Source organism: Psychroserpens sp. AS72 (assembly GCF_038900375.1).
Taxonomy (GTDB): domain Bacteria; phylum Bacteroidota; class Bacteroidia; order Flavobacteriales; family Flavobacteriaceae; genus Psychroserpens.
The window spans coordinates 378949-403646 of the sequence record NZ_JBBMRC010000001.1; the positions used below are offsets into that span (position 1 = coordinate 378949).

Below are 24698 nucleotides of genomic sequence, written 5' to 3' on the forward strand. Positions count from 1 at the left end.
TATTTAATAAAAAACACTGTAAAATATATGTAAACGCATAAGTTAGACTACTATAAACGTGTATTTTATCGATTAAAAAAGTCTATTTATAATCTAAAACCAACCAATTATACATTTTATCGAATATGTAACTGTAACCCATAATTATTTATGATATTTACAAAGCTGGTTATTATAAATAATTAATAATTGGCACGACTAATGATATTGATTAATAGCAACCCAGAGTTATTTAATTTAACCTAAATCCATATTATTATGAACCTAGAAATTACATTTGCAAACAACTTTTTTAATGTTAAAGGATCTTTAGATCGTAATAACATTCATGTGTTTAAAAAACGTTTTAAAAATGCATTTAACAGCACAAGTGGAATCACAGTTAGTATAGAAAAACTTTCAAGTATTGACCGTTATGGTGTTAATGCCATTGCACAATTACAAAATGAAGCTTTAGCTAAAAATAAGCGTTTATCGATCATTGGACTTGGTCAAAGCAGTTTATACACTCATTTTAAAACAGAAGAAGCTGCGTAAATAGAACGTTAGCAGGACATATCTGCAACAATTTTCCATTGGCCATTAATGTTTTTAAAGATAATCATAAATACACCATTGGCATCACCAATTGAACGTGTTAAATGATATTCTCCCATAACCCAATAAGTATCGTTTTCAATTTTAGAAATATCATTGATTACAAAACGTAGTGTGCCACTCTCAGCCTTTGTTGGATATCCTTTTTCATAATTAGCTAAGGTGTTTTTCCAGCCTTTTGTGAGTCCGTTGCTACCATAAAATTTAAGATTGTCGTCCTTCCAATAACCATCCATGAAACCTTCTAGATCATGATTGTTCCATGCGATTTCTTGTGCAGACAACACTTCTTTGATTCCAGTAATGTTTTGTACTATGTTTTCTTCGGAAACAGTTGATGACTCAACTTCTTTAGTTTCTGTTTGACAAGACAAAAGAAGGAGTAATAAAAAGCAACATGCAAATCTCATTTGAGTATATATTTAGATTTTAAATATACTCAAAAATCAGAGGGCATTCTTTTGATGCTTAAAAAAAGCATCTGCTTGTAATTGCATTAATTCACGAGCTTTATTGCGTTTATAAGTATAGAGTTCATCTTCTTCGGCAATATCATTATAAATTCTATTATTAAGTGTTTGATCTGTTTTTAATAACACTTTACGCTCACTTACTTTTTGCTCAACCCAAGTTTTAACTGCGGTTTCAGTATCTTCTAATTTGTAATCGTATTCACCTTTTGGAGACATTAATTTTGCAAAAATAGGAGAGGTTTCTATGGCAAAAAAAAGTGTTAAGTATATTAATATATACCTAACACTTTTTATACTTGAAATTACTTTCCCTATTCCGTAACAAGTAAGACGTCACCTACTATAGGATCTGTGCTTGTTTTTAAAATATTAGTTAAAAAGCGACCTTCATCTTCAACATAGGTATATGAGCCATCTTCTGGACTAAACCGAAGCTTTCTAGTAAGCAAATAACCCTGGTAAGAAAAAGCCTTTTTCTCCGCAGGTGCTTTAAACGTTATAGTTTCAGATTGGCTATTATTCCATTGTTCTGTGAACGAAACTTCTAATCCTACGGATACTTTCCCTTTTGCAAACACTACTCCAGCTTCAAATTCTGCACCGACAGTTATCTTTTGGCCCATGGTAAACGTAAAACCACTTGTAATTGTTTTGCTAAACGAAGTTTCCATAGAAGATAAAGTATTATCAATACTTCCAACGCTCTGTAAATTTGGTGCATACATTATAAGTACATCAACATAATCATCTTTAGCGATTAGCGGTAAACCATATTTAAAAGTATCGTCATTAGATGGGGGAAGTTTATCAAATATTTTCACTTCTTTCTTTTTGCTCGGGATTTTTCCAAATAGATCTTCTCCAAAATTTGCCTTTAAGAAAACAATGTCGGCTTCTAATGCAGCAATACTATCGTAGAGAATAGACCTTGTACTAATGGTCATCTTAGTATCATGTTTTGGACTCTTCTTTTTTTCTAGGTAATCATTGATTTTTAATTCCCAATCAATACCTAACACGCCAATTGCATCAGCCTCTTCTGTCAATGGATTATAGTTTTCAACTAAAAACACGACACGACTATCTGCGTTGTAATAGTCTTTTACGTTTTTTTCGTTTATAGGTGCGATTGCATTACTCAATATAGAGTTTAAAGATGATTTGTCAAGACCTTTTACAAGTGATGCAGAAGCTTCGATACCTAATTGAATAAACATATCTTTAATAGCATCAACTGTTTCGTATTTATTCTCATTAGTTTTTTCTTCACTTCTATTACCAGCAAAGCCTGCTCTATTTAGAGTTAAATATTCAAAATTTCTTGGAAAAACTACTGTAGATAATTGTGTTGAGTAGCCTAATGCAGAAGCTTCGGGTTTCCAATCACCTTTTGATGATTCAGTTAAACCCAAATATGGAGCAGGAACCCTATCATACATAGATCTGTAGTAAGGTGTCATGTCGGAGCTCTGTTTGGGTTGATGAATACCAAAACTTTGATTGATGCCATCAGGGAATTGAGCTGTAACTTCTCTTTGGAATACTTCTAATCGTTTTGGTGTGGTGTATGCACAATCCAATCCGAGATTGTTTAATTGTTTTTGTAAAACAGGAATTGATAAAGGTGTTGGTGTATCCTTTTTTAAACCAATTTTCACTTTATTTTTTGGAATAGACATAATTTCTTAATTTAAAGATTAATACTAATTTTTAAACTATTCTGAATTTTAAAAGTGATCAACTTATTGAGGACTATCCACATGAATTCAAAATAGTTAATAGCAAAATTTTACTTATTCGAAAATATATATAATTATCTGAAAACATGGGCATTAGGCATGTAATTGGGTATATATGCTCATTAAAAAGGGTAGAACTACTTGCGCACTTAAAGCTCTTTAAGCAAGTCATAGTTGTTTTTTTTTAAAGGTAAATCTATAATTTTTATGAACTTCTAATGAGCCAGTGATAAGATTATAAGACACCTTTCTGTTTACTCAAAAAAGCATCCGCTTGTAATTGCATTAATTCACGAGCTTTATTGCGTTTATAAGTATAGAGTTCATCTTCTTCGGCAATATCATTATAAATTCTATTATTAAGTGTTTGATCTGTTTTTAATAACACTTTACGCTCACTTACTTTTTGCTCAACCCAAGTTTTAACTGCGGTTTCAGCATCTTCTAATTTGTAATCGTATTCACCTTTTGGAGACATTAATTTTGCAAAAATAGGAGAGGTTTCAATAGCTAAAAACAACAACAAAATAAATAAGGAAGGCAAAAAAGGTAATTCTCCGAGAGCATTTACGCGAGCCATTAACCCATCAAAACCATCAATAATTGGTTGGGTTGTTGCAACTTGAGTATCATAATCCGAATTAAGTTGAGCAATTTGACTTTCGGTTGCAGTAATTTTTGCTTTATTATCGGTTTTTAATTGTTGTAATTCTGTTAGAGCAGCATCATGTTTGTCTCGTTTTTCTTTATAAACTGGTCCTTTGCCTAATAGGTTTGTACCAGCAGTACCTTCAGCTTCCCAAATATATACATCGTAAAGTGCATTAACCTCTGCTTCCTTAGTCATTATTTGTGATTGGAGATTTAAAATTTCCGAAGACAACGCATCCACATTAGGAGTAAACTGTGCAGCTATTTGATTTTGATTGGCAAGCGTCAAATCATTTTTTTGTTCTAAAAGCACTTGATTGATTTCCTTTTCAAAAATTTTAAGTTCTAAAGGTTTTGAAATCACAATGGCAATAATGACAGCAAGGATTAATCTTGGTGAGGCTTGTAGGATTTCGTCAATGATGTTGTTTCTTTTTTTAATTGTAGACACAATAAAGCGGTCTAGATTGAAGATTAATAAACCCCAAATAAAACCAAATCCTATGGCTGCAAATACATTGTCAAAAACAGTGTAAAGTGCATAACTACATGCAATAAAAGCCATTACTGCAGTAAAAAATACAGTGGCTCCAATACCTGCAAATTTGTTTTGTTCACCAATGGCGCAATTGTCTAGGATGTCTGTATCTGCTCCAGAGCAGATGATGAAGAATTTTTTTAACATGATGAGTGTTGATTTTGATTGATTGACTATTAGAACGCATAAGTACCTTGTTTGTTACATTATTTAACAAAAAAACCTCTCAAGCATTTTTAACTTGAGAGGTCTAATTATATAATAATTGTTAAATGGTTAATTTTTTTTGCCCATAACACCAACAAGTTTATCTGTTATTGTAATAATTACTGGAGGATGTGTAAAACCATCATTGTCTTTAATATCAAAAAGTTGAACTTGAGTTCCTTCTTTAGCTTGTTTGACTAAGCTTTTTGCCATTTTATTTAACTCACTTCCTTTTACACTTTGTGTAGGTTTGCCTTGAAATTTAATTTTAAAACTAATCACTTGTGCCTCCTTTAACGTTAGTTCTAATTTTTGCATCTTTTTTGAAGACAATATATATTGATTATCTTTTGATGTTTTTCCGTTTACTGCAACAGGCACATCACTTTTTCCACGACTCACATTTATAGGCTCTTTAGAGATAAAAACTTGTGGTTGATTACTTTTAGTTTTAATTGCTTGAACGTTGAGTTCTTTATTGTTTTTAATGAGTTCAATAGCCTTATCTGATGTTATTTTTTCGTTTTCAAAAAAGAAAATTGCATTCTTTTTAGCTAAATCAATTACAAAGTCTAATGTAGACTTTGGAGCAGGAGCAGGTGGTGGTGGAGGTGGAGAATCAACAACGTCATCCATTCTATGTGGTTTATTGTCTTCAAATTCAACAAAAACCTCGTTGCCAATATATACTTTCGTGATATATTGACCAGGAATTATATCTGAGGCATTAGCTCTACTTTTACTAATTGTTTTTCCTTCTTTAGAAACTAGAAATCCTTTACTATTATAATATTTAGTTTTTTTTGCAAATTCTACATAATAATACAACTCACTATTAATCTCTATGAAACCAGTTTTGGTTTCAGCAGGAGGCGGTGGAGGTGGAGGTATTATAGGAGGAAAACTCGGAAAAGGTTGTGAAGATTCCTTTTGTTCTTTACTCATTGCTTGATATAAACCTTCTAGATATTCATAATCTTTTACTTTTATGATGCGATCTTTTAGAGGTTTATCATTATACTTTTTTGCTAGTTTGTTATATTCCTCAAGTTGCTTTGCAGATAATATTGGTGGAGGAGGTGGTGGAGGCGGAGGACAATTAGGAAAAGGCTCAGCATTTTTCTTTTGCTCATCACTCATTATCTTGTAGAGATATTCTAAACGTTCAATATCTTTACGTTTTATAATTCGTTTATCTTGTGGTTGTGCATTGTATTTTTTAGCTAGTGTGTTGTATTCTGCTACTTGCTCTGGTGTTGCTCCTTCTTGAAATGATTTTTGCATCGGTACAGGTGGAGCAGGACGTAAACTATATTCTTTTAAATCTTCTTTAGTAAATTGATTATAGAATTTATCAGCTTGCGCTTTTATTATTCTAAGTTCAGAGTTATCTGTTTGAGAACCTTTTAAATAAGCACTAATTAGATTAGAATACGTTTTGGTTAATGCTTTATAATCACTTACATAGACTTCTTTAAAAAACTTATTATAGCCTTCTTTGGTATATAAATTATATTGAAAAGGTTGAGGGAATTTTTCGCTTAAAGCATTTTTATGAACACTCGAGCCTACATAATATGTAATATCGTTTGCTTTATAGTTGTTTAATTCTGAATTTGATATGTGCTTTCCATCTAACCAAATTGCAAACTCCTTTTCATTTTTCCAAGATTCAAATTGAGCAGTTGTGGGTCTACTAGGTTCTACCGAATATAAATTAGGAGTTAATCCTTGTAGAAAAGGATGAGTCTCAACGGAGTTTCGTTGCTCTTCGCTCATAAGGTCATAGATAGCAACTATGCGTTCATATGTACCTAAAGGAATATAAAGACTTGAAGAATTGTTTAATTGCTTAATCCAATCTTTGTATTCTTTCATCATAGCATCTGTTGCACCTTCGGAAATATCAGTTTCAACAGTAACTGAGTTTTTCTTAACAACCTGCTCGCGCTCTGTAAAGCCATATAACAAAATAGCTAAAACTGGTAAAATTAATAGGCTTCGCAGCCAAATGGATGTTTTTGATGTGTGTGTTTTCATGACTGTAAATCGTTTTTTGATTGATGAATAATTAATGGCATTTGCCAATTCTTGGTGTTCGGCTTTTGATGAGAAAGCCAGTAAAATGGTTTGGTATGTGGAAGGTTCAATTCCGTTTTGTAAAACAGCCTGATCTGCTAAGTACTCATGATTAAGTTTAACGTCACGCTTTAGTAAATATATTAAAGGATTAAACCAGAATATGATTTGTAATATTTCTAATAAAAGCACATCTATACTATGTTTCTGTTTGGCGTGGGTTTGCTCGTGTAATAGCACTTCTTTTGGGATATCGCCAAGCTCGTACTTATTCTTATTAAAGAATATGTAGTTAAAAAACGTATGTGGAATTTTCAAATTAGAAACTAAGACATTTATAAAGCCTTCCGATTTTAATTTAGGATTACTCTTAATTCTAGAAATGATATTATTAAGATTGAAACAAAATTTTAGCAGAAATATTAAAACTCCCAATACGTAAAGTGACCATAAAATAATTGGTGTATAATCTACGTCAATAACTTCTTGAGTAGTCTCTGTCATCTCAAAATCTGGTACAACAAAAGTTGTAAATTCTCCAACAGTTACCGGTTCTATATATTCAATAAATGTTAGAGATGGTATAGTTAAAGCTATAATTAAAGCGCCTAATAAATAAAAACGTTTAAACTTATGTATGCTAGATTGCTCTAGTATTAATTTGTAAAATAACATAAGAACAGCAAGACAAGCACTAAATTTTAAAATATAGATTACCATAATTACTTGTTTTTAATTTCTTTATCAATTAAAGCTTTCAAATCTTCCAATTCTTCTTTTGTTAGATCTGTTTCCTTAGTAAAAAAGGATGCAAATTGTGAAGCACTATCATTAAAAAATGTTTTAATTAAGGTGTTAACGTGTTTAGAGAAATAATCTTTTTTCTTTACTAAAGGGTAATATTCACGCGATTTTCCGTAGAGCTTATAAGCCACAAAACCTTTGTCAATCATACGCTTTAAAAGCGTAGCAACAGTTGTCGTTGCTGGTTTTGGTTCTGGATAGGCGAGAAGCAAATCTTTCATAAAAGCTTTTTCTCGTTTCCAGAGATATTGCATAAGTTGTTCTTCGGAATTTGATAATTGCATTGCTCTACATGTTTAGAATTAACTCTACAAATGTAGAGTAAAAATATTAATTATCAAAATTCTATTTAAAAGATATAATTCAAATACACTATATTTGAAGTATTATAAAAAGAAAAATTGCCCACAATGAAATCGTTACACTCTACAATTCTGTGCATATTACTATGTACATTTTATTCGCATTCACAAAACATACAAGATATTATCAATCAGGTTGATAACAATAATTTATCGCTAATTATTAACGAGTTTTCAGGAGAACAAACCACAATAGTTGATGGTAATACAGTGACTATATTAAATAGACAACAAGCCAATAATGAACTAGCAGGAGATTATTTAATAGAACGATTACAAGCGCTAGATAATATAGTTGTATCAGAGCAACTATTTAATACTAATGGTCGAAATATTATCGCAACACAAATTGGTAAAACAAACCCAAATGATATTTATATTGTTTGTGCACATTATGATACTGTTGCAGATTTTTGTGCAGATGACAATGCATCTGGTACAGCTGCAGTTTTAGAAGTTGCGAGAATACTTTCTACACAATGTCTTGATAATACCATAGTGTATGCACTTTGGGATGAAGAAGAAATAGGTCTTCGTGGCTCTCAATTTTATGCCAATCAAGCAGCCAGTAATGGAGATAATATTTTAGGTGTTTTAAATATGGATATGATTGGTTATGATGGTGATCCTGTTGGACAACCTGGAGATAATGAATTTGATATCGATTATAGAAATATTGCAAATTCTGTGGCAATGAAAAATGATATTTTGTCAGTTTTAAATACCTATACTTTTGACTTAACTGTAATTGAAGTTAATCCAGGAACTACAGCAAGTGATCATGCTAGTTTTTGGTTTGCAAATGGTGGAGCAAATCCGTTTTCTGCTGTTTTGGTTGGAGAATCATGGGAAACAGATGATGAAACCCCTTTTTATCATAGTGCTCAAGATCGTTTTGCTACGCTAGATATGCCATACCTTACTGAAATGGTTAAATTAGTTACAGGTTATATGGTTACTAAAGGAAGTTTGGTTGCTGTAGATAATACAGTGGCTCAAACCATAACAATGTTGACTTCTAATCAAAATTCGGCGAGCTACCAATGGTACAATTGTGATACAGATATGGCTATTTCTGGAGAAACAAATCAGTCGTTTATTCCAACAGCAAATGGTAATTATGCAGTAGAAGTAACTTCTGGGACCTGTGTAGAACGTAGTAGTTGTCTTTTGTTTGATACTTTAGGACTTGAGTCTTTTTCTACTGAAGAAGTAAAAGTTTACCCAATTCCTACTAGAAATTTTTTAACTATAGAATTAGCTTCGGAAACATCCACTCATTTAAATTTGTTTGATGTTTCAGGAAAATTAGTTCTAGATAAAACCGTTAACGAAAGCACTGAATTAAATATAAAAGAGTTACCTCGAGGTGTTTATTTCTTGAAAGTAAATACTAATGAAAAATCTGGGACTTATAAGATTGTTAAAGAATAAAATTTCTGATGAAAAAAAGAAGCCACCAACTAATACTTTTAATTGGTGGCTTTTTTATGTTTGATTATTTACTTAACTCAGTAAAATATTTATAAAATAAAGGAATCGTCTCAATGCCTTTAAAATAATTCCAAACCCCAAAATGTTCATTTGGCGAGTGAATAGCATCACTATCCAAACCAAATCCCATTAAAATTGTTTTACTTTTTAATTCTTTTTCAAACAGAGCGACAATAGGAATACTTCCTCCACTACGTTGCGGAATTGGTGTTTTGCCAAAAGTATCTTCATAGGCTTTACTTGCAGCTTGGTAACCAATACTATCAATTGGTGTAACGTAACCTTGTCCGCCATGATGAGGTGTCACTTTTACTTTAACTCCATCAGGAGCAATGCTCTCAAAATGTTTTTTAAATAACTCTGTAATCTCTTCCCATTCTTGATTTGGGACTAAACGCATAGATATTTTAGCAAATGCCTGACTCGCAATTACGGTTTTTGCGCCTTCACCAATGTAGCCACCCCAAATTCCGTTGACATCTAGAGTTGGTCTAATAGAATTGCGTTCGTTTGTTGTGTAACCTTTTTCACCATAAACAGCATCTATTCCTATGGATTTCTTATAATCTTCTAACGAAAATGGGGCTTTAGCCATTTCTGCACGTTCAGCATCAGAGAGGTCTTCAACCTTATCATAAAAACCAGGTATTGTGATATGATTGTTCTCATCATGTAAAGACGCAATCATTTTAGTTAATATGTTTATTGGGTTGGCAACTGCACCACCATACAAACCAGAATGTAAATCTCTATTTGGACCTGTAACTTCAACTTCTACATAACTTAAACCACGAAGACCAGTTGTAATGGATGGTACATCTTGAGCAATCATTCCAGTATCTGAAATTAAAATCACATCATTTTTAAGTTTTTCTTGATTAGCTTTTACAAATTTTGAAAGGTTAACACTTCCAACTTCTTCTTCACCTTCAATCATAAATTTGACGTTACAAGGTAATTGATTGGTCTTAGACATAAACTCCATCGCTTTGACGTGCATGTACATTTGACCTTTGTCATCACAGGCACCACGAGCAAATATGGCTCCTTCAGGATGTATTTTAGTTTTTTTAATTACAGGTTCATAAGGAGGAGAATCCCATAACTCAACAGGATCTGCTGGTTGCACATCATAATGACCATAAACAAGAATGGTAGGTAAATTTTTATCAATTATTTTTTCGCCATAAACAATTGGGAAACCTTCGGTCTCACAAATCTCAACATGGTCGCAACCTGCTTTTAAAAGACTCTCTTTAATGACCTTTGACGTTTTAAATACATGATCTTTAAATGCAGGATCTGCGCTTACAGATGGGATTTTAAGGAGGTCAATAAGCTCTGTTAGAAATCTGTCTTTGTGTTCTTCAAGATAAGACTGAATATGTTGCATGTTTTGTGTGTTTTTAGATTCTTTCAAAAATACAAAATCAATGAGTAAATTTTTCTTAAATAAAGTTAATTGAATGTAGAAAGTATTTTTTATATTTGCATCCCGTTTTGGGACAAATGCAGGCGTGGTGGAATTGGTAGACACGCTAGACTTAGGATCTAGTGCCGCAAGGTGTGAGAGTTCGAGTCTCTCCGCCTGTACTTAATAGAAAGCTAACTTTAACGAGTTAGCTTTTTTGTTTTTTGTGCATTCTGAAATATTACAGGTTTGAATGTTTTCTGTTTTCAATTGGTTTTTAGCTAATCTTAGTACGAAACTGAATAAAAAAACCGCCAAGTTTTCACTTGACGGTTTAGACTAATTTAAATGATTGTTAATCAGTTTTAAAGCTTAATAAGCTTAGACGTTAATGTTTGACCATTAGTGTTTTCAATCTTAACAAGATAGATGCTCTGTGTTAAATCTGAAATATCATAAGCGTTTTCTGTTGTGAATTCTCCGTTGAAAGACTTTATCAATTTACCTGTAATATCAAATATCTGTAAGCTAGAAATAGCTTTGTTAGTTTTAAACGATGTATTTACAGGATTAGGGTAAATGCTGAAATCGCTATTAGTATCAAAACTATCTATACTTAATGTTGAAGGCTTATTTCCGAAGATTCTAAACTGTCCTGCAGGAATAGTAACAGTACTTGCACTATACGTTGTGTTTCCAGTCTCATCCATTAAATCAAACCAATTACCACCAGTTGGAAAACTCGTATTTACTGTTTTTGAAACCACATCAAAATTAGCTAATACAACTACGTTTTTTAACTGTGATGAAGGAAGTGACGTATCAAAAACATCAATTCTAGGTGTTAAAGTTCCAGATGTAATTGCATAATCACCTTCAAAAACGGCTTCGTTTATTTTTAATTCATTCAATCTTGCCCAATCATTATAAATTTGATTTCTGTTAGAATCAGCTAACCAGTTATCTGTCCATTGAGGTTGTGGTTTTGTGTCTAATTTACAACCGTCATCATCAACAGTGCCATTTGGACAAGTAAATAAAGAGTTATTCATTCCTAAAGCAGCAAAATGCCAAATCATTTTTGGACCAGGAACGGTTAAGGTTACAGCTCCAATTGCCGACATTCTAGATAATGCAGTATTTAAATCTCTCACATTGTGTGATCCTACACTATTGTTTCCAAATTCTGTAGCTTTATACATTATACGTTCTTCATCATGACTTTCTGGATAACCCATAACACGAGGACCATTAAATTGAACACGAGATTTGTGACCTATAGCATCTATATTGTTATTAGAATTAAAGCCCATTAAAAGTTGACTATAAGGATCTGTCATTTTTCCCCACATCATAACACCTTTTCCTTCGGAAAGTCTATAATTTGCCCATTCTTTCTCTTCATTTTGACTTCCTAAATGTTCAAATATCACGTAATGATCTGCATCTAAAGACCATGAATAATCTGCATACTGTTTAAGAATATCTACACGATCTTGTTGATAGGTATTTGTACAACCTTCATTGTTTTCACAATTTTGAGTAAATCCTTTTGTTAAATCCCATCTCAAACCATCTATTTTAAAATCTTCAACCCAATGTTTTACAACACGTTGTGTGTATTCTTGAGTTAAGCTACTTTGGTGGTTAAAATCATCACCAACACTATAACTGTGTTGTGCTACTTGATTAAAATATGGGTTTTCACTACTAGGTCCTCCCCAACCATCATTATCTGGATCATTCATCCACATACGTACCATTGGGTTTCTTCCGAAGGCATGATTTAAAGCAACATCAAGAATTACTGCAATTCCATTTTGATGACATAAATCAATGAATTCTTTGAATTTGTCTTCAGTTCCGTAGAACTTATCCAAAGCTAAGTGGAATGATGTATTATAACCCCAACTTTCATTGCCCTCAAATTCCATTACTGGCATCAACTGAATAGCGTTAACATTTAAATTTTTGAAATAATCAATTCTATCAATTAAGTTTTGATAGTTTCTGTCTGCATCAAAGTCTCTAATCAATACTTCATAAACAATTAAATCTTCTTCTTTTGGTGCAATAAAATTGGGTACTTGCCAATTGTAAGCTGTTTGTCCAGTTTGTAATACTGTAACCTCACGTTCTTGTCCAGCAGGATAAGGAGGTAGGTTAGGGTAAGTGTTTGCGGGAATATAAGGATCATCAAAAGGTGATAATACTAAAGTAGAAAATGGATCTGCAGTTTTAACTAAAGCAGGAGAATTAGCTACAGGATTGGTGTCAAATACCCAATATTGATAAGTCTCTATTTGACCAGAAGTGAGACCTGTTAACTCTAACCAGTATTTCCCAGTTGAAGGGTCACGTTTCATGACATCTGAATTACTAGGATTATAATTATTGAAACTTCCAGCAATTTGAATAAATTCTTTACCTGGTGCAGTTAATACTAAAGTAGCTTTTGTAGCGTCTGGACCATAATTTAAACCATCAACTGCTCCAGTTGGTAATGTTTCTTCTACAACTGTTGGAACCACTACAACTTGAAAAGAAGATTCGCCTGTTTCAGTAGAACCAGGAGGTGTTCCTACAACTTTTACTGTACCACTTTGAGTGATATTAGGAATTGTATAATTACAAGATGGAAATCCGCAAGTTCCAGTAGCTATCGATACATTATTATAGAATATCTCATAACTTCCTTGTACTGTTGCGCTACCTTGAAAAATTATTGTAGCACTAACATTTAAATTACTTCCAGAGTCAACGACTACTAAATCAGTTGTTGGTTGTGTTATATTTATTTGCACAGTTCCAACTGGTAATATAAAATCTTCACAGCCATTATCTTTTAATTCTTGAGTACCATTTTCATTTCTAAAAACCATTCCTATCTGAGTAGCACTGTCTGCTTGAGGTTGTGTAAGACTGTAATAAGATTGTGGAGTGATAGTTATACTATAGGTTCCGTCACCATTACTTGTCATTTCACCAACACCATCATCTTGGCCCCAATTTCCTACAACGTTAAATCCAAAAGCATCAGAATTATCACCAATCCCAGAATGCATATATACTTTTGCAGGACTATTGAAGTTGTTACAATTAGTTGCAGAACTATTAGTGTCTAGTGTTATTGTAACAGGTTGATCTACTTCTATAGCACCAACACTCAAAGTAACTTGAGCAAAAGTGTTTAAAGAAATAAATGCTATTAAAATGAGTAAATATTTTTTCATAGTATTTTGTTTTATAAAAAAAGGCTATGTTATTACACATAGCCTTTTTTAAGTATTTTATAATTTATTCAACAGTAATTGTCAAGTTACCAGTATCTACCGTAACAGTATAAGTTCCTGGTGTGCCATTAAAGAAGAAGTTACTATCTCCATCCATAGCATTAATTAAATCAGAATCGATAGTATAACCATCTGCTTCGTAAGTAGGATAGTTAATTCCAGTTGCCCAATCATTATTTATTGTGAAGAATCTAAAAGCATCATTTGCTAAAGCCACTTGTCCAGAATAAATTCCAGCACCAGTACAAGGTAAAGCAACAGGAGTGTCCCAAGACCAACCTGCATCAACAACACCTGCTCCTACAAGCCATAATTGTTCAAAATCACACTGTAATTGTTCTGGTCCTAACGTAATTGTTTTATTAATATCATCAACAGTTAAGAAATAAGTTCCTGGTGTTCCAATGAAACTAAAGTTACTATCACCATCCATAGCATTAGAAAAATTAGAATCTATAGTATAACCATTACCTTCATAAGTTGGGTAATTTATACCAGTTCCCCAATCATTATTTACTGTGAAGAATCTAAATGAATCATTTGCTAAAGCTACATTACCTGAGTATGTTCCATTTCCTGTACATAGTAATGCAACAGGAGTATCCCATGACCAACCAGCATCAACAATACCTGCGCCAACTAACCATAATTGGTCAAAGTTACAGTTAGGTCCAATAACAGGAGGTCCTAATGTTATTGTTTTTGCTTCTGTATCAATTTCAATGAAATATTGTCCAGGTGTACCAACGAATTGGAAGTTACTATCACCATCCATAGCATTAGCTAAGTTAGAATCTATTGTGTATCCAACAGACTCATAATAAGGGAAGTTTTGTCCTGATCCCCAATCATTATTTACCGTAAAGAATCTAAATGCATCATTAATTAAATTAATGTTTCCAGAGTATTTTGTGCCTTGTAATGGTAATTCAACTGGAGTTGTCCAATCCCAACCTGCATCAACTGCACCTGCACCTACAACATAAAGAATTGGAGCGAGTTCTATACTGTAAGGTGTTACAGAAATTGTAACAGCATCAGAGAAACGTTCCATGTTTCCAGCATCCATTTCAATTGTTGCTTTTATTCTAATATCTAAACTTCCAACTTCTTCAGCATTAAGGCCTGCATTTAAAACAGTCTCATTAAATAACTCATGAGTACTTGAAAACGTCATATCAGTTGCACTTTCTGTAACTGCACCTGCAAAACCTGTTCCTGCTTGAGCAAATTGCACTTCATAAATAACATCAACAGAACTGTTTTCTCCAAAATCAGGATCTTCCCATGAAACACTAATAGCTTCATCATTAGGTGTAGTTTCAAGTAAAACAAGTGAGAATGTACTATCTGGATTTGTTATTACTGGCACAGCTTCAGAATATGAAGAAACGCTAAAACTAACGATATTTGTTACATTAGATTCGTTTGTAACTCTCATAAAAACTGTAAACGGCTCAAAAGCATCAGCACCAGCATCTAAAACGATGTTGTTAAAATCTGCCACTGTCATTGTAAATCTATCTGTAGTAGAAGATCCAATAATTGATGGGCTTTCAAATAAAGCATCTGGTGATAATTCTACCATATAATTAGCAGAACCTGTTGTTAATTGATCATTCCAAACAATAGTAAAAGCCTCGTTGTTTGGTAAGTTATAATTTAAATTTATGTTAGAAATCGAAGGTTCTAATAGCGTAAAAGTTGCACCTGGTGCTGTGATTTCTAAACTTTCTTCTGTTTCGCACGATACAAATACTAAGAAAAGACAGAGTATTAACGCACTAATTTTATTGAATTTCATAGTGTTATTTTTTTATAAGTTTAACGGGATCATTATATAGTCTCCAGTCAAGTCGTTAAACCAAACTTCGTAATCATCTTGAACAACAACAGGAATGTTTCCTCCACCTTCAGTAGCAACACCAGAAAATGATGTTGATCCAGCCCATGAAACACCTGTGTTATTTGTAAATTGTAAATCTCCTGGCTGAAGGTTTACACTATTAACATACCATAAATGAGAATCAAAACTAGATTGTGTCATTGCTGTATCACCATTTAGAGCATCACCTTGTAAAGTTACACTTGATAAACTAGTAGAACCAGAATCATCGTATGAAGTCATGGTGTAAGTATTAGATGAAAAATTAATAGTAAATGTATAATATCCATCTGAAGCAACTCCGAAACGTCCAGGATCACTATCTTGAGTCGTTGGGTTTCCTGCAATTTCTCCAGCTTCGATAATATCATCACTACCTTCTGGAGTAGAAGTTCCCCATTGTGGTTGCCATTGACCTCTTACTTCTAAAATTTTAAATCTACCATCATCAAAACCACCACCTCCTTTAGTGAAGAAACCAGTATAGGTATAAAAATTGTTGTTTTCTGAATCTCTAAATAGTGGAGGATTATTATTGTTATTGTTCCAATCTGCTGATGTACCATTTCCAACTAAATAGTAATCTTTAAAAACATAGTTGAAATAAGGTTGTACTTCAAAACTAATGATATTTGAAGAAACAGGTAAACCATTTTGAGTTCCAATCGAGCTTACTACTTTAGCGTAAATTGGACTAAACGTAAATGGAGGTAATCCTGCAGAACCAGCTGATGAATTTAACTCATTTACTGATAATGTTGCAGAAGTTGTACCAACAACAGACGTTGCAATTATAGGATTCGTAAATTCTGAATCTGATGATAATTGAATAGAATAATTTTCTGAAGCTTGTTGATTATAATTAGCTTCATTCCAATTAAAAGTTACTGCAGCATTTGCAGGATTGGATGGATCCAATTCTATTGATGTTATTGGTAACTCAGATAACGCAATTGGATTAGTTTCTATAGCTGTAAATTTTGTCTCATCATTTTCACAAGAAATTGCGAAAAGACCTAATGTCATTACAGCGATTAGAATATGTATTTTTTGTATTTTTTTCATTGTTTCTTTTTTTAGTACCCTGGGTTTTGAGTAAGATTTGGATTAGAAGACATGCTTAAATTTGGAATTGGATACAATTTAAAATGTGATGGAATTGCTATACCATTACTTCCGTTTCCTTTCCATGCCCAGTTATAATTACCTCCAGTAAAAAGACCAAAACGTATTAAATCTTGTCTTCTATGTGCTTCCCAATGTAATTCTCTAGAACGCTCATCTAATATAAATTGATCTGTTATATCATTAACAGAAATTAAATTTGGATTATTAGCTCTTATCCTCAAATCATTTATTAAATCTACAGCTGTAGTATTTGCTACACCATCCTGTTTTAAAACAGCTTCAGCATACATAAGATATACATCAGCTAATCTAAATAACGGAAAATCTGTATCAACAAAAGTTTGGTCTATCCCAGCTTGACCTGAAGATGTTACATTAGAATATTTTTGTATGATATAACCAGTATCTTTATCTGAGATATCAGTAATCCCAATTGGTCTATCAGCAGATATAATAGTATTTCTATCATCATCAATAAAGTTTCCACCTTGCCATAACTCAGCAAATTCTTTTCTTACTCTAAGTGCGCCTCCCCAGCCACCTTCGGAAACACCAACTTCTGCACCATTAACTTCTAAACTACCTACAGCACCATTAATCATAACAGTTGTAGGTCCATAATTTTGTGTCGTTGAACCATCAGATATTATTGGGAATATAATTTCATTAATAGCAGAGTTGGTATTATTGTCTGCCATAAAGAGATCTTTATAATTTGTGGCTAAAGAGTAATTAGCATCAAGTAATTTCTGGCAATACGTAATACATTTATCGTATTGGCCTTGTCCTGCTCCGAGATATACTTCGGCATTCAGATAAATTTTAGCTAATATCATGTAAGCAACACCTTTATCTGCTCTACCATATTCATTAGCTCCAGCTTCAACAAGATCAGATTCAATAGCTAATAATTCGCTTTCAATGAAATCAAAAAGTTGTGCTCTATCAGCAACTGGTAAAATTGTATTTACAGCATCTGCTTCTGTACCAAAGTTTGCTTTTCCGAAGAGATCCATCATATAATAATACGATAAGGCTCTAAGTAATCTTGCTTCGGCACGATATGCAACGATGTCTTGACGTACAGCTTCTGAAGCTCCTCTGCTGTCTAATTTATCTGCTGTAGTTTCTCTTAAAAAGTTATTTGCAAGAGCGATAGTTAAATGCGATCTACTGTACATTCCTAAAATTAATGGATTTTGAGCTGTCCAGATATTACGCTGTATTTCTCTTGTACCAGGATCATTCTCATAAGACCAAATCATTTGATCTGCAGAAAGTGTTTGCATGTATAAAAGCACACGACCAAATTGGCTAGTTCCAGCATCAATACCTTCAATGTTAGAAGATTCTGCTCCTTCGGTTCCAGTTAATGCTAAATTTCCATAAACACCTGCAATAACTTGTCTGTAGGCACCTTCATTTTGAAAAAGGTCTTCGCCTAATAAAGTATCATCATCGTTTGGTGTGATGTTAAGGTCTTCTGTACAAGAGAAGAACGTAAACACAAATAGCAATGATAAAATACTAATGTTTTTAATTGTTTTTTTCATAGTCTTTTTAAAATTTAATATTAGCACCTACTAAAATATTTCTTGGTCTTGGATAGATTGTGTTATCTATACCATTAAATACCTCTGGATCTAAACCGCTATATTCTGTTAATGTAAATACATTTTGAATTCCTCCCCAAACTCTTACAGATTTAATAACGTTTGAGAGCTCTTTAAAGGTGTAACCTAAAGTAATGTTATCCATTTTTAAGAACGATGCGTTCTCAAGATATATATCTGAGTTGATGACATCTGATGTTCTTTGGAAATTGTTGTTTAAGACAGATGTAGGAATGTTACCTAAAACAGAGTTGTCTTGTAATAACTCATATTGTGCTCTTGCAGAATCTACATTATTATACACATAGTTTCCAATATTTGCTCTTAAATTAAAAGCAAAATCAAAGTTTTTGTATTCTAAACTTGTTTGAAAACCTAAAATAACATCTGCGTCAGGATTTGCTCTTAAATAACGATCTTCATCGTTTATTATGTTATCTCCATTTAAATCTACATAAGCACCTTCAATTGCGTTACCTTGATTATCATATAATTGTTTGTAAACATAAAATGAATTTGGAGCTTCTCCTTCTCTAAATAATTGAATAAAATTACCAGTACCACCAGCAATTCCTCCTGTAGTTACATCTTGACCATAAGCCAATTCAGTAATTTCTCTATCTAACAAAGTAGCATTAAAGTTAAAGTTTAGAGAAAAATCTTCTTTTTGAATCACATCAACATTAGTAGTAAACTCTATACCTTGAATTCTTAAGTTACCAATATTTTGTACAATACTGTTTGAGAAATTACTCCCATCTGGTACTGGTGCATTAAATAGTAAATCTTCTGAATCTTTTTGAAATACATTTAAACTACCTGATATTTTATTGTTGAATAATCCATAATCAATACCGATTTCTAAAGTGGTAGTCTCCTCCCATTTTAAATCTGGGTTGATTTCCGAAGGTATCAAACTTGTAATAGTTGTATTTCCAAATTGGTATTGTGAATTAGCATTTCCACCACGATAACGACTTAGAAAAAGATCTCTTTCTCCAATTTCTTGTTGACCTGTAACACCATAACCTACTCTTAATTTTAAGTCTGAAATAGTTTCAGAATCTTTTAAGAAATCTTCCTCGCTAATTTGCCAAGCTAAAGCACCTGCGTAAAAATTACCCCAACGATTGTCTTCGCTAAAGCGAGATGTACCATCACGTCTGTAAGTAGCAGTTAAAAGGTATTTCTCAAAGAAGGTCAAGTTTGCTCTTCCGAAGAAACCAATAAGAACAATATCAGGATCAGCAAAAGTGTCACTAAAACTTTGAGGATCATATTGATTTCCTGTAAAGTAACCGTTATTAGTAAAACGTTGATAAGAATAACCTGTTGTGAAATCTGTTTCAACGTCTCCAAATGTCTTTTTGTAATTAAAAAAACCATCAAGAGATTGATTTTTTCTAATTTGGTAACTTACCGATTTGTTGGCAGAAACATTGTCATTTGTTGCAAAAACAGAATTGTTATTTGTCCAACCAGAAGTTTCATCAAATCCTAAATTGATAACAGCTTTTAAATCTGGTAAAAAATGAAATTTATAGTCAAAGTTAATGTTACCAAAAAAGCGCTCTGTATCACCTTGGTTATTTGTTTGTAATAAAGAGGCTACTGGATTTGTAGTTCCATTAGATAATATATTTCCATTTCTATGCTGATAAAAGCCATTAAAAGGAGAAGTTGGATCGTAAACTGGTTGTGTTGGGTCATAGCGAAGTGCTGCGCCTATTTGACCAGAATCTCCAAATCTGTTATCTTCAAAAGATAGATTAGCATTAAGACTTACCTTTAAATGATCGTCTAACATAGTTGGATTCAACGCAACAGATAAGTTACGTCTATCAAATTGTGATGTTAAAATAGCACCTTCTTGTTTTGTAACTCCAAAAGAAAAACGAGCAGGTAATGCTTTGAATAATGAACCTCTTACAGTTACATTGTGCATTGCAGAAACAGTTTCTCTAAAAATTTCATCTTGCCAATTTGTATTCGCATCACCTAATAAGTTGGTATTAAGTGTTGTTCCATTTATAGGTTGAGAATTTACAAGAGCTCTAAATTCATCTGCAGAGAATACATCAATTTGATCTGCAATTTCTCCAAATGTAAATTGAACATCGTAGTCTGCACTAAAGCTAGACTTACCCTTTTTTGTAACTATGATAATAACACCATTAGATGCTCTAGAACCATAAATAGCTGTTGCAGATGCATCTTTTAAAACAGTGAATGATTCTATATCATTTGGATTAATACTAGAAAGTATACCTCTAGAACCACCTATGTTATCATTAGTAATTGGCAATCCATCAATAACAATTAACGGATTGTTAGATGCATTAATTGAAGATCCACCTCTAATTTTTATTTCAGATCCAGATCCTGGAGCTCCACTGGTATTAACAGTGACACCAGCAACTCGACCTTGTAACAGGTTTTCAGTAGTTACAATGTTACCTTTTGTAAAATCATCTGATGTGATAGACTCAACAGATCCTGTAGCATCTTTTCTTGTGGTTGTACCGTAACCAATTATTACAATTTCGTCTAATTTCCCAGCGTCTTCACTTAATGTTACATTAAATGGTGAAAGGCCATTGTAGGCGATTTCTTTTGTTGAGTATCCTAAATATGAGAATACCAAGATATCACCTTCGTTGACAGATATTGAGTATTTTCCATCAAAATCGGTTGATGCTCCAGTTGTAGTTCCTTTAACTAGGATGTTTACACCTGGTAGCGGTAATGCGTTAGCTTCATCTGTAACTGTACCTGTAACCTTGGATTGCCCAAAGAATGTCGCAGGTATTAAAAATGTCAGTACGAGTAAGCTATTTAAAAATGTCTTCATAAAAAATTTTTAAAGTTAGTTGCTTTTTTTAATGCTTATATTTTTCACTTCTACTTCAAAACTATGTAAATTTTATGTTAACGTATTATATATTAACTTGCGCAAACGTTTTCGTGTTGAAAACTTTTGGAATTTTAGTATAAAACTATAAAATAACACGTGAAATTATCAGATTTATAATAAAGTGATAACTTTGTTACTAACTTCGGAATTGAATTTAAGTAAAAATACAAAAAAAGGAAATTTTTTATTCTCTTTTAACTTGAATAGATTCTCCCTAATAAATGCATTTTAAACGTCCTAAATGAAAAGAAAAATAACCCTTAAGCAAATAGCAAAAGAATTAGATGTTTCAATCTCTACAGTTTCAAAAGCGCTTAGAAATAGTATTGAAATTAGTGAAGATACACGTCAAAAAATTCAAGCTTTTGCTAAACTATACAACTACAGGCCAAATAATATTGCTCTAAGTTTAAAAAATAGAAAAACAAAAACGATAGGTATTATCATACCTGAAATTGTACATCACTTTTTCTCTAAAGTCATAACAGGTATAGAATTAGTTGCTAACAAGAGAGGTTATAATGTTATTGTAGGATTATCAAATGAATCTTTTGACAAAGAAGTCATCAACATGCAAATGTTAGCCAATGGTAGTATTGATGGGTTTATTCTATCCATTGCAAAAGAAACACTGTTACAGCAAGATTATCATCATTTTACTGAAACTATCAATCAAGGGATGCCAATCGTTATGTTTGATCGTGTCGTTAATGAAATTCCGTGTGATAAAGTTATAGTTGACGATGTTAAAGGAGCAAAGCAAGCTGTTGAAAAACTAATATCAAACGGTTGTAAAAACATAGCGATTATTTCAACTAAGGATTATGTTAGCGTCGGAAAATTGCGTACTCAAGGCTATTTAGAGGCTTTAGAAGATCATAAAATCGATCCAAAAGCATCTTTAATTCTCAAAATTGAAGATAAGCTAATGTCTGATGACCATCTCGATAAATTAGAAAGTGAGGTCGAACAATTATTTCAATCAAATAAGAGTATTGACGGTATTTTTGCAGTGAACGAATTGTATGCAGTTACAGCAATTAAAGTAGCTAGAAAATTAGGATTAAAAATTCCAGATGATTTACAGGTTATCAGTTTTAGTGATGGTGTATTATCAAAACATTCTACACCAAGTTTAACGACTGTGAGTCAACATGGACAAAAAATTGGAGAAAAAGCTGCTAATTTACTGATTAATAGGCTTGAAGCTGAAGAGGTGGATTATAATGATGAGACAGAAGAAGTCTACGAAACTGTTATCATTGAAACGAATCTCATTGAAAGAGAATCTACTAAAAACTAGATTTATCATTAGAGAATAAAAAACTTTAGTATATTTACACCCAAATCAAAACTTATATTTTTCACTTCTACCCATAAGTTTTGATAAGTTTAAACGCTTGTCAATAGTATTAATCTTAATATACTAATGATGAAAAAGCGCACCCTAGGTTTTTGGGAAATTTGGAACATGAGTTTCGGTTTTCTAGGAATCCAATTTGGTTTTGCATTACAAGGAGGCTTTATGTCTCGAATTTTTCAAACGCTTGGAGCTCCAAAAGATGATATCCCTTTACTTTGGATCGCAGCACCTCTTACAGGATTACTTGTACAACCAATAATTGGTTACATGAGTGATAGAACTTGGCATCCTAGATTGGGTCGACGAAGACCTTATTTTTTAATAGGTGCTATTTTAAGTTCATTAGCATTGTTTTTTGTTCCCTACTCTCCAGCATTATGGATAGCAGCTGGATTCTTATGGATTTTAGATGCTTCAATTAATGTGTCAATGGAACCATTTAGAGCGTTGGTAGCAGATAAATTAACAGAATCACAAAGAACATATGGATTTGTAGTTCAAACACTAATTATTGGAATTGGTACTTGGGTTGCAAGTAATTTACCTTGGATGGTATCTCAACTTGGTGTCAGTGATTCTGCAGATTCTGGAATAATTACAGATTCTGTTAAAATCGCATTCGCTATTGGAGCTTTTGTCTTTCTAGCTAGTATTCTATATACAATATTTACAACTTCGGAATATCCTCCAGAAGATATGGAAGAATTCGAACGTGAGAAAGCTAGAAAAAACCAATTCATTCCTGATATTTTAAATAACATAGGGAATATGCCTCTAACAATGAAAAAGTTAGGAGTTATACAGTTCTTTTCTTGGTTTGCATTTTTTACCATGTGGAGTTTAGCAAATCCAGCATTAACTGAACATGTTTTTAATACACCAGCACCTGTGCTATCAGCTTATGACTTAACGGTTCCTGCACAAGTTGAAGCTTTTGAGATTGTAAACACAGCATTTCAAAAATCATCAAATTTAGTAGGTTCTGCAATGGGAATTTACGGATTGTCTTCAATGGCATTCGCACTTCTCTTAGTTCTATATACTTCAAAGAAAAATATAAATAGAAAGTATGTACATATGTTTTCTCTAATATTAGGTGGTCTAGGTTTTATATTAATGTATTACGCATCTCCCGAAAATTTAAAATGGTGTTTTGTGTTAATAGGTATTTCTTGGGGAAGTATTCTCTCTATGCCATATGCCATGTTATCAAGTTCTGTTGACCCTAATAAAATGGGAATGTTTATGGGAATATTTAACATGTTTATTGTTATACCTCAAATTATAGCAGCTTTAGGCGGTATTAATTTTGTTTCAGGACTACTAGGTGAAGAAGCAATTAATGCGATGACTGTTGCTGGAATTAGTTTAATTATCGCAGGATTTTGTAACCTTTTAATTACAAACAAACAAGCCATTTCATATCAACCAGATTTAACTCAAATCAATGACTAAAAAAGGATTCATATTCGATTTAGATGGTGTCATCGTAGATACCGCAAAATATCATTTCCTAGCATGGAAAAAACTAGCAAAAGGTGTTGGTGTAGATTTTACTGAAATCCAAAACGAACAACTTAAAGGCGTAAGCAGACAAAAATCGCTTGAGAAAATTCTAGAATGGGGAAACAAGACGCTTTCCGAAGAAGAATTTAACAGACTTATGTCTCTCAAAAATGAAGATTACTTGACTTACGTTGAGAACATGAAGGAAGAAGAGATTTTACCTGATGTTCCTAAAGTATTAAACTTTTTAATTAGTAAAGAGCAACCTTTAGCTCTAGGATCTGCAAGTAAAAATGCACATACTATTTTAGATAAAGTAAATCTTCTTGAAAAATTTGATGCTATCGTAGATGGTAATGGCGTTAAAATAGGAAAACCAAACCCAGAAGTATTTTTAAATGCTGCTAAATTATTAGGCGTTAATCCTAATGATTGTATCGTTTTTGAAGATGCAAAAGCAGGAATTGAAGCAGCCAATGCTGCTCATATGATTTCTATAGGAATAGGAGATCAATCAGTATTAAACGAAGCAGATTATGTGTTCAAAGATTTTACTGAAATTTCTTTAGATTTTCTAGAAGACATCATGGCAAACAAAATAACCAAACAAACAAAGACTAATTTATCAAACGATAAATAAA

The 24698-nt window shown here is 32.6% G+C and carries 17 protein-coding genes and 1 tRNA gene; 6 read left to right on the forward strand and 12 right to left on the reverse strand.

The genetic code is table 11. The annotated features are described in order from the left end of the window. The first annotated feature begins 258 nt into the window (after nt 1-258). Nucleotides 259-537, forward strand: a complete 279-nt coding sequence (locus WNY78_RS01675) for a hypothetical protein (RefSeq protein WP_342871439.1) — start codon at nt 259-261, stop codon at nt 535-537. Nucleotides 538-545: 8 nt separating this feature from the next. On the opposite strand, the gene WNY78_RS01680 is transcribed toward WNY78_RS01675, so the two are convergent. The 6 genes from WNY78_RS01680 to WNY78_RS01705 form a co-directional block, all read right to left on the reverse strand. Beyond that, nucleotides 546-1007: a nuclear transport factor 2 family protein gene (locus tag WNY78_RS01680; RefSeq protein ID WP_342871440.1), complete on the reverse strand. Its 462-nt coding sequence runs from the start codon at nt 1005-1007 to the stop codon at nt 546-548. Nucleotides 1008-1043: 36 nt separating this feature from the next. Beyond that, a complete protein-coding gene (locus tag WNY78_RS01685) occupies nt 1044-1286 on the reverse strand; it encodes a hypothetical protein (protein WP_342871441.1) in 243 nt (80 codons plus the stop codon). Between the two features lie 95 nt (nt 1287-1381). Continuing rightward, nucleotides 1382-2749 (reverse strand): hypothetical protein, encoded by a 1368-nt coding sequence (locus WNY78_RS01690; RefSeq protein ID WP_342871442.1) that lies wholly within the window; start codon nt 2747-2749, stop codon nt 1382-1384. Nucleotides 2750-3044: 295 nt separating this feature from the next. Further along, a complete protein-coding gene (locus WNY78_RS01695; RefSeq protein ID WP_342871443.1) occupies nt 3045-4145 on the reverse strand; it encodes a DUF4407 domain-containing protein in 1101 nt (366 codons plus the stop codon). A gap of 129 nt (nt 4146-4274) precedes the next feature. Next, nucleotides 4275-7004 carry a M56 family metallopeptidase gene (locus WNY78_RS01700; protein WP_342871444.1) on the reverse strand — a complete coding sequence of 910 codons (2730 nt, stop codon included), beginning with the start codon at nt 7002-7004 and terminating at the stop codon, nt 4275-4277. 2 nt (nt 7005-7006) lie between these two features. Continuing rightward, complete coding sequence (locus tag WNY78_RS01705; protein WP_342871445.1) at nt 7007-7372, reverse strand: BlaI/MecI/CopY family transcriptional regulator; 366 nt, start codon at nt 7370-7372, stop codon at nt 7007-7009. A gap of 126 nt (nt 7373-7498) precedes the next feature. On the opposite strand from WNY78_RS01705, the gene WNY78_RS01710 reads away from it, so the two are divergent. Beyond that, entirely contained in the window at nt 7499-8884 is a 1386-nt protein-coding gene (locus WNY78_RS01710; RefSeq protein WP_342871446.1) for a M28 family peptidase, read from the forward strand. Nucleotides 8885-8948: 64 nt separating this feature from the next. On the opposite strand, the gene WNY78_RS01715 is transcribed toward WNY78_RS01710, so the two are convergent. Further along, a complete protein-coding gene (locus tag WNY78_RS01715) occupies nt 8949-10337 on the reverse strand; it encodes a dipeptidase (RefSeq protein WP_342871447.1) in 1389 nt (462 codons plus the stop codon). Between the two features lie 118 nt (nt 10338-10455). Here WNY78_RS01715 and WNY78_RS01720 point away from each other — a divergent pair. Then, a tRNA-Leu gene (locus WNY78_RS01720) sits at nt 10456-10537 on the forward strand. Between the two features lie 183 nt (nt 10538-10720). On the opposite strand, the gene WNY78_RS01725 is transcribed toward WNY78_RS01720, so the two are convergent. The 5 genes from WNY78_RS01725 to WNY78_RS01745 form a co-directional block, all read right to left on the reverse strand. Beyond that, nucleotides 10721-13588: an alpha-amylase family glycosyl hydrolase gene (locus WNY78_RS01725; RefSeq protein WP_342871448.1), complete on the reverse strand. Its 2868-nt coding sequence runs from the start codon at nt 13586-13588 to the stop codon at nt 10721-10723. 64 nt (nt 13589-13652) lie between these two features. Beyond that, entirely contained in the window at nt 13653-15452 is a 1800-nt protein-coding gene (locus WNY78_RS01730; protein ID WP_342871449.1) for a SusE domain-containing protein, read from the reverse strand. A gap of 12 nt (nt 15453-15464) precedes the next feature. Beyond that, on the reverse strand, nt 15465-16598 hold the full coding sequence (locus WNY78_RS01735) for a SusE domain-containing protein (RefSeq protein WP_342871450.1): 1134 nt from the start codon (nt 16596-16598) through the stop codon (nt 15465-15467). A gap of 11 nt (nt 16599-16609) precedes the next feature. Beyond that, entirely contained in the window at nt 16610-18214 is a 1605-nt protein-coding gene (locus WNY78_RS01740) for a RagB/SusD family nutrient uptake outer membrane protein (protein ID WP_342871451.1), read from the reverse strand. 7 nt (nt 18215-18221) lie between these two features. Then, entirely contained in the window at nt 18222-21125 is a 2904-nt protein-coding gene (locus WNY78_RS01745) for a SusC/RagA family TonB-linked outer membrane protein (protein ID WP_342871452.1), read from the reverse strand. Nucleotides 21126-21429: 304 nt separating this feature from the next. Here WNY78_RS01745 and WNY78_RS01750 point away from each other — a divergent pair, with 304 nt between their 5' ends. From WNY78_RS01750 to pgmB, 3 genes are all read left to right on the forward strand, one after another. Then, complete coding sequence (locus tag WNY78_RS01750; protein ID WP_342871453.1) at nt 21430-22491, forward strand: LacI family DNA-binding transcriptional regulator; 1062 nt, start codon at nt 21430-21432, stop codon at nt 22489-22491. A gap of 129 nt (nt 22492-22620) precedes the next feature. Beyond that, entirely contained in the window at nt 22621-24006 is a 1386-nt protein-coding gene (locus tag WNY78_RS01755) for an MFS transporter (RefSeq protein WP_342871804.1), read from the forward strand. Next, on the forward strand, nt 23999-24697 hold the full coding sequence (gene pgmB, locus WNY78_RS01760) for a beta-phosphoglucomutase (RefSeq protein ID WP_342871454.1): 699 nt from the start codon (nt 23999-24001) through the stop codon (nt 24695-24697). The genes WNY78_RS01755 and pgmB overlap by 8 nt, the downstream gene beginning before the upstream one ends. The last annotated feature ends 1 nt before the right edge of the window (nt 24698 follow it).